The 5,107-nt window shown below is 69.2% G+C and carries 6 protein-coding genes and 1 pseudogene; 4 read left to right on the top strand and 3 right to left on the bottom strand.

Features of this window, described 5'->3' with window-relative positions:
* Window positions 1-57: 57 nt before the first annotated feature.
* Both AC1DSO_RS24420 and AC1DSO_RS24415 read right to left on the bottom strand, forming a co-directional pair.
* Complete coding sequence (locus tag AC1DSO_RS24420; protein ID WP_477071272.1) at window positions 58-450, bottom strand: DUF8200 family protein; 393 nt, start codon at window positions 448-450, stop codon at window positions 58-60.
* A gap of 102 nt (window positions 451-552) precedes the next feature.
* Window positions 553-1,161, bottom strand: a complete 609-nt coding sequence (locus AC1DSO_RS24415; RefSeq protein ID WP_477071271.1) for an LOG family protein — start codon at window positions 1,159-1,161, stop codon at window positions 553-555.
* 109 nt (window positions 1,162-1,270) lie between these two features.
* On the opposite strand from AC1DSO_RS24415, the gene AC1DSO_RS24410 reads away from it, so the two are divergent.
* The 3 genes from AC1DSO_RS24410 (at window position 1,271) to AC1DSO_RS24400 (ending at window position 4,414) form a co-directional block, all read left to right on the top strand.
* Window positions 1,271-2,044 carry a hypothetical protein gene (locus AC1DSO_RS24410; protein WP_477071270.1) on the top strand — a complete coding sequence of 258 codons (774 nt, stop codon included), beginning with the start codon at window positions 1,271-1,273 and terminating at the stop codon, window positions 2,042-2,044.
* A complete protein-coding gene (locus AC1DSO_RS24405; protein ID WP_477071273.1) occupies window positions 1,972-3,903 on the top strand; it encodes an ABCB family ABC transporter ATP-binding protein/permease in 1,932 nt (643 codons plus the stop codon). Before AC1DSO_RS24410 ends, AC1DSO_RS24405 begins: the two co-directional genes overlap by 73 nt.
* Window positions 3,904-3,976: 73 nt before the next feature.
* Window positions 3,977-4,414, top strand: a complete 438-nt coding sequence (locus AC1DSO_RS24400; protein WP_477071269.1) for a VOC family protein — start codon at window positions 3,977-3,979, stop codon at window positions 4,412-4,414.
* A 6-nt stretch (window positions 4,415-4,420) separates the two neighbouring features.
* Here the strand turns inward: AC1DSO_RS24400 and AC1DSO_RS24395 are convergent, their stop codons facing one another.
* Window positions 4,421-4,840, bottom strand: coding sequence for a hypothetical protein (locus AC1DSO_RS24395; RefSeq protein WP_477071268.1), 420 nt, complete (start codon window positions 4,838-4,840; stop codon window positions 4,421-4,423).
* A 183-nt stretch (window positions 4,841-5,023) separates the two neighbouring features.
* On the opposite strand from AC1DSO_RS24395, the pseudogene AC1DSO_RS24390 reads away from it, so the two are divergent.
* A pseudogene (locus AC1DSO_RS24390) lies at window positions 5,024-5,107 on the top strand (glutathione S-transferase); the annotation flags it as partial.

The following is a 5,107-nucleotide window of genomic DNA, read 5'->3' as shown; positions in this document are numbered from 1 at the left end:
CTCTAGAGCCTGTCCGTTTCTGATGGAAACATCAGAAACGGATAAACAGGCTCTATCTCAAACACTTAGAGCGTGGCAGACGCCGAAACCGCTCACACTTTCGGCTGCCACGCTCCAGAAGGCTTRGCTCTTCGGCTTGGCGGCCGTGTTGCAGTCGGCGATCGCGGCGTCCTCCAGCGGCTCGCCGCGATAGTTGAACGCGGTCAGTTCGCCGAGCTGGCCGGCCAGCTTGCGGCAGGCGCGGGCCACGGGCAGGGCCCGGACCCTGGTGGCGGTGCAGACGTCGGCCTTACAGCGCCAGACCGAACCGTCCTGGATGAAGTGATCCGTCGAGACGGGGGTCTTCAGCTTCAGCCAGGCGCCTTCGCTGTCGGCGGCGAAGGCGGGGCCGGCCAACAGGCCAGCCATCAAGGCGCAGGCCGTCAGGCCCGCGTTAAAAGCGGTACGCATTCCTTGGTCTCCTATCCCCGCGCCGGATGGGAGATCCGACGCATGAGCGCGCAGCGTTCGACGAACGGCGAGCTCGCAGGGATAGTGCGTCTCTTTTGAAAACTAAGTCAACTGTCGAAGCGCCGCCGGGGCGCCCGTCTGGTAGATTTCTTCATCCCAGGCCAGCAGGGCGGGGGTCACGTCCTCGGCCTTTTCGACCGCCCGCCAGGCGTTGGCCAGGCTGGGCGGGGTCAGGCGCGCGTCGATCGTGTGGCGGATCAGCTCGAACAGCGGATCCCAGAAGCCGCCGGGGTTATGGAACACAATCGGCTTCTGGTGAAGATCTAAACGGCGCCAAGATAGCAATTCGACGATCTCTTCCAGCGTGCCGATGCCGCCGGGCAGCACGACGAAGCCGTCCGAGCGCTCGAACATCATCATCTTCCGCTCGTGCATGTTGTCGACGATCACCGTCTCGACGTCGTCGAACGGCTGCTCGCGGCCGCGCAGGAAGGTCGGGATGATTCCCAGCACCGCGCCGCCGGCCGAGTGGGCCCCGCGCGCCGTGGCGCCCATCAGGCCCACGCCGCCGCCGCCATAGATCAATTTCAGGCCCGCGCGGGCGAAGCTCTCGCCGATCCTGTAGGCGTCGGTGATGTAGCTGGGGTCGGCGTCGTTGGAGGAACCGCAGTACACGCAGACGGAACCCAGGCGGCTAGACTCGTCGGGCATCGTCGTCCACTCCACACACAAGACAAAGGCGCGCGGGCTCGCGCGCCTCGGGTTCGTCCCTATTTGAGGCCGTATGATCAGGTTTCGTCTCCGAGGTTTCAAGTCGCCGATGCTCGCGGCGGGACTCGCCGCCTCTCTGCTGGCGGCCTGCGGACCCGATACGCCGGGAAAGGCCAAGGCCGCCGAGGAGGCCGATAGCGCCGAGGCCGGCTACCTGGCGCCGCCGACCCTGGAAAGCGCCCAGCGGGCGGGAAACCGCATCACCCTGGTCGGCCAGGGCGCGCCGGATTCGGACATCCGTCTGGGTTCGCCCACCGGCGAGGCGGTGATGGGCCGGGTCGACGCCTTCGGGCGCTGGAGCCTCGCCGTTCCCACAGAGCCGGGCGTGCGATTGTTTGGGCTGTCGACGACGCGGAACGGCCGAACGGTGCAGGCCGAAGGCTACATCATGGTCGCCGACGGTGGCGAGGTCGCCCTGTTGCGCGCCGGGGCGGGCGCCCGCCGCCTCACCGCCGGATCGTCCTCGCCGCGCATCCTGGCCGTGGATGTCGATCGTGAGGGCGGAGCGATGGTCTCGGGTGTGGCCGCGCCGGGCGCGGGCCTGAACATCCGGGTCGATCGCGTCACCCGCGGCGGCGGCCGCACCGACGACGACGGCCGCTTCTTCATTTCTCTGAGCGATTCGCTGTCGCATGGGCCGCATTACATCCAGGTCGGTGGCGACGGGGGCGAGGACGGGGTGACCATCGCCACCTCGCCGGCCGCGCCGCTGGTCTACGGACCCGTCCGCGCCGATCGCACGCCGATGGGCTGGCGGATCGACTGGATGACCCCGGGCGGCGGCGTCCAGACCACCCTGCTGATCGGCGGAGAAGCCCGATGAGGGGCATGGGCGGACCGCCCTCGACCAGCCGCGCCGCCACCTCGGGCGCGATCGCCAAGCCCGACCAGCCGGTGCGTTTCTGGCGCGCCATGAGCGACTTGGTTCAGCTGGTGCTGCGCTCCAAGGCCCCCGGCTTGCGCTGGCGGGTGACCGTCGCCTTGGTGCTGACCCTGGCGGGCAAGGCGCTTGGCGTCCTGGCGCCGCTGATGCTGGGCAAGGCGGTCAATCACCTGTCGGCCGGGCAGGGCGCGGCGGCCGCCGTGACCTGGGCCTTCGCCGGGCTGGCGGGGGGCTGGGCCCTGATCCGGTTCATCTCCGCCGCCACGCCCCAGGCGCGCGACGCGGTGTTCACGCCGGTGGCCCAGGCCGCTCAGAACCGAGCGGCGGTCGAGACCTTCTCCCACGCCCTGTCCCTGTCCATCGACTTTCACCAATCCAAGCGCACCGGCTCGTTGTCGCGGGTGATCGATCGCGGCGCGCGGTCGATGGACTTCCTGCTGCGCGGCCTGGTCTTCAACGTCGCGCCGACCGGCGTCGAACTGATCATGGCCGCCATCGTCCTGGCCAAGGCCTATGACTGGCGGTTCGCGGCTGTGGCCCTCGCGACCGTGGCGATCTACGGCTATCTGACCTTCGCCATCTCCGACTGGCGGATCGGCCACCGCAGGGTGCTGAACGAGGCCGACGCCGAGGCCGCCGGCCGGGCGGTCGACGCGTTGCTGAACTACGAGACCGTCAAGTCGTTCGGCGGCGAGGACCGGGCGGTGGCGGGCTATGGCCGGGCGCTGGACGTCTATGGCCAGGCCCAGGTCAAGGCCACCAACTCGCTGAACCTGCTGAACGTCGTCCAGTCGGCGGTGATGAGCCTGGGCCTGGGCGCCATGGCCGTGCTGGCCGGCGCCCAGGCCGCCGCCGGCGAGATCGGACCCGGCGACGTCACCGCCGCCATCCTGATCCTGATCAATCTCTACGCGCCGCTGAACATCCTGGGCTTCGCCTATCGCGAGATCCGCCAGTCGCTGATCGACATGGAAGCGATGCTGGAGCTGCGCCGCCAGACCGCCGATGTCGCCGACGCGCCGGACGCCCAGGATCTGCCGCCCTGCGCCGACCAGCGCGGCGGGGCGGTGGCCTTCGAGGCCGTCTCGTTCCGCCACGGGGCCCGCTCGGAGGGCCTGGCGGACGTCTCGCTGACCGTCGCGCCTGGCACGACCATGGCCATCGTCGGACCCTCGGGCGCCGGCAAGACCACCCTGGTGCGCCTGGCGCTGCGGATGATCGACCCGCAGGCCGGCCGGGTGACCCTGGACGGCCACGACCTGCGCGACCTGAAGCAGGCGTCGCTGCGCCGGGCTGTCGCCCTGGTGCCGCAGGACGTCGCCCTGTTCAACGACACCCTGGCCGCCAACATCGCCTTCGCCCGCCCCGAGGTCGGCGAGGCCGAGGTCTGGGCCGCCGCCGAGGCGGCGGAGCTGGGCGAGTTCATCCGCAACCTGCCCGAAGGCATGGAGACCAAGGTCGGCGAGCGCGGTCTCAAGCTTTCCGGCGGCGAGCGCCAGCGGGTCGGCATCGCCCGGGCCCTGCTGGCCGAGCCGCGGGTGCTGATCCTGGACGAGGCCACCAGCGCGCTGGACAGCCGCACCGAGGCGGCGATCCAAGCGACCTTGCGCAAGGCGAGAGCAGGGCGGACGACCCTGGTCGTGGCCCACCGACTGTCGACCATCGCCGACGCCGACGAGATCGTGGTGCTGCGGCGAGGCAAGGTGGTCGAGCGCGGTCGTCACGAGGCCCTGCTGGAGGCCGGCGGCGAATACGCGGCCCTGTGGCGGCGCCAGACGCGCGAGCGCGAGCCGGTTTAGTGGGTTTCGCCCGCCGGTCGCCGGAGTCTATATCGGACGCGTCGTTTCGCTCTGGCCGTCTGGGAGCCTCGTCTTGCGCTATCTGCACACCATGGTCCGCGTCCGTGATCTGGACGCCTCGCTGCGGTTCTATTGCGAAGGCCTGGGGCTCCAGGAAATGTACCGCATGGAGAACGACAAGGGGCGCTTCACCCTCGTCTTCCTGGCCGCGCCCGAAGACGTCGAGCTGGCCAAGGCGCGCAAGGCCCCGCTGGTCGAGCTGACCTACAACTGGGATCCCGAGGACTATCAGGGCGGCCGCAACTTTGGCCACCTGGCCTACCGCGTCGACGACATCTACGAGACCTGTCAGCGCCTGTTGGACATGGGCGTGACCATCAACCGTCCGCCCCGCGACGGCCATATGGCCTTCGTGCGCTCGCCGGACAACATCTCGATCGAGCTGTTGCAGGACGGCGACCTGCCGCCGGCCGAGCCATGGGCGTCGATGCCCAACACCGGCGCCTGGTAGGGGCGTTCAACCCTGCCTTTCGCCCGCCAGCTCTTGCAGGCGACGGCGGGGAGCGTCGGCGATGGCGGCCCAGAGCACGCGCGCCAGCTCGACGCGATAGGCCGTCGCGTAGCCGGTGACGAACGGCGAGCGGCCACTGCCCGGTATCTCCCGGTTCAAGGCGTCGACCAGGGCCTGACGGACATTGCGCGCCTGGGCGTCGTGGGCGGGGCCCGGCGCGGCGATCTTCCGGTCGATCTCCAGCCCGGCGTGAACGGCGGTGGCCACCAGCGCGGGCAGGATGGAGAAGTCGGCGCTGGAGGTCGTCTGCATCAGGAAGCTGGGCTTGGTGGTGTCGGTTCCGACCTTTTCGTCGGTCAGCTCGAAGTCCATCGTCGCGACGACTCGCTGCAGCGTTTCGGGCCAATGGTCGTCGGCTTTGGTCATGATGAAGTCTTTAGCCCCCCCGGGCGTCTTGTCAGCTCCCCCGGATAGCGATGTTCGCGCGCGGATCAATCCCGCGAATTGTCACCGCCTCGATTTGAGCGCGAGCCGGCCCTGGAAAACGGCGATTGGACACTCCAAATGCAACCGGCGCCGTTGCGCGCTTTGAAACACGAGGGTTCCCGCATGTCGGATCTGTCCGCCTTCCCGATCACCCAGCGCTGGCCGGCCCAGCATCTCGATCGGATCCAGCTCTATTCGCTGCGCTGC

This window comes from Caulobacter sp. P4_E5, assembly GCF_056401555.1.
This window is presented reverse-complemented; position numbering and strand designations above follow the sequence as displayed.

Bases quoted from the DNA above. Each gene is read 5' to 3' on its own strand.
- AC1DSO_RS24410 (WP_477071270.1), top strand. From the start codon at position 1,271: ATGCTCGCGGCGGGACTCGCCGCCTCTCTGCTGGCGGCCTGCGGACCC.
- AC1DSO_RS24395 (WP_477071268.1), bottom strand. From the start codon at position 4,840: ATGACCAAAGCCGACGACCATTGGCCCGAAACGCTGCAGCGAGTCGTC.
- AC1DSO_RS24415 (WP_477071271.1), bottom strand. From the start codon at position 1,161: ATGCCCGACGAGTCTAGCCGCCTGGGTTCCGTCTGCGTGTACTGCGGT.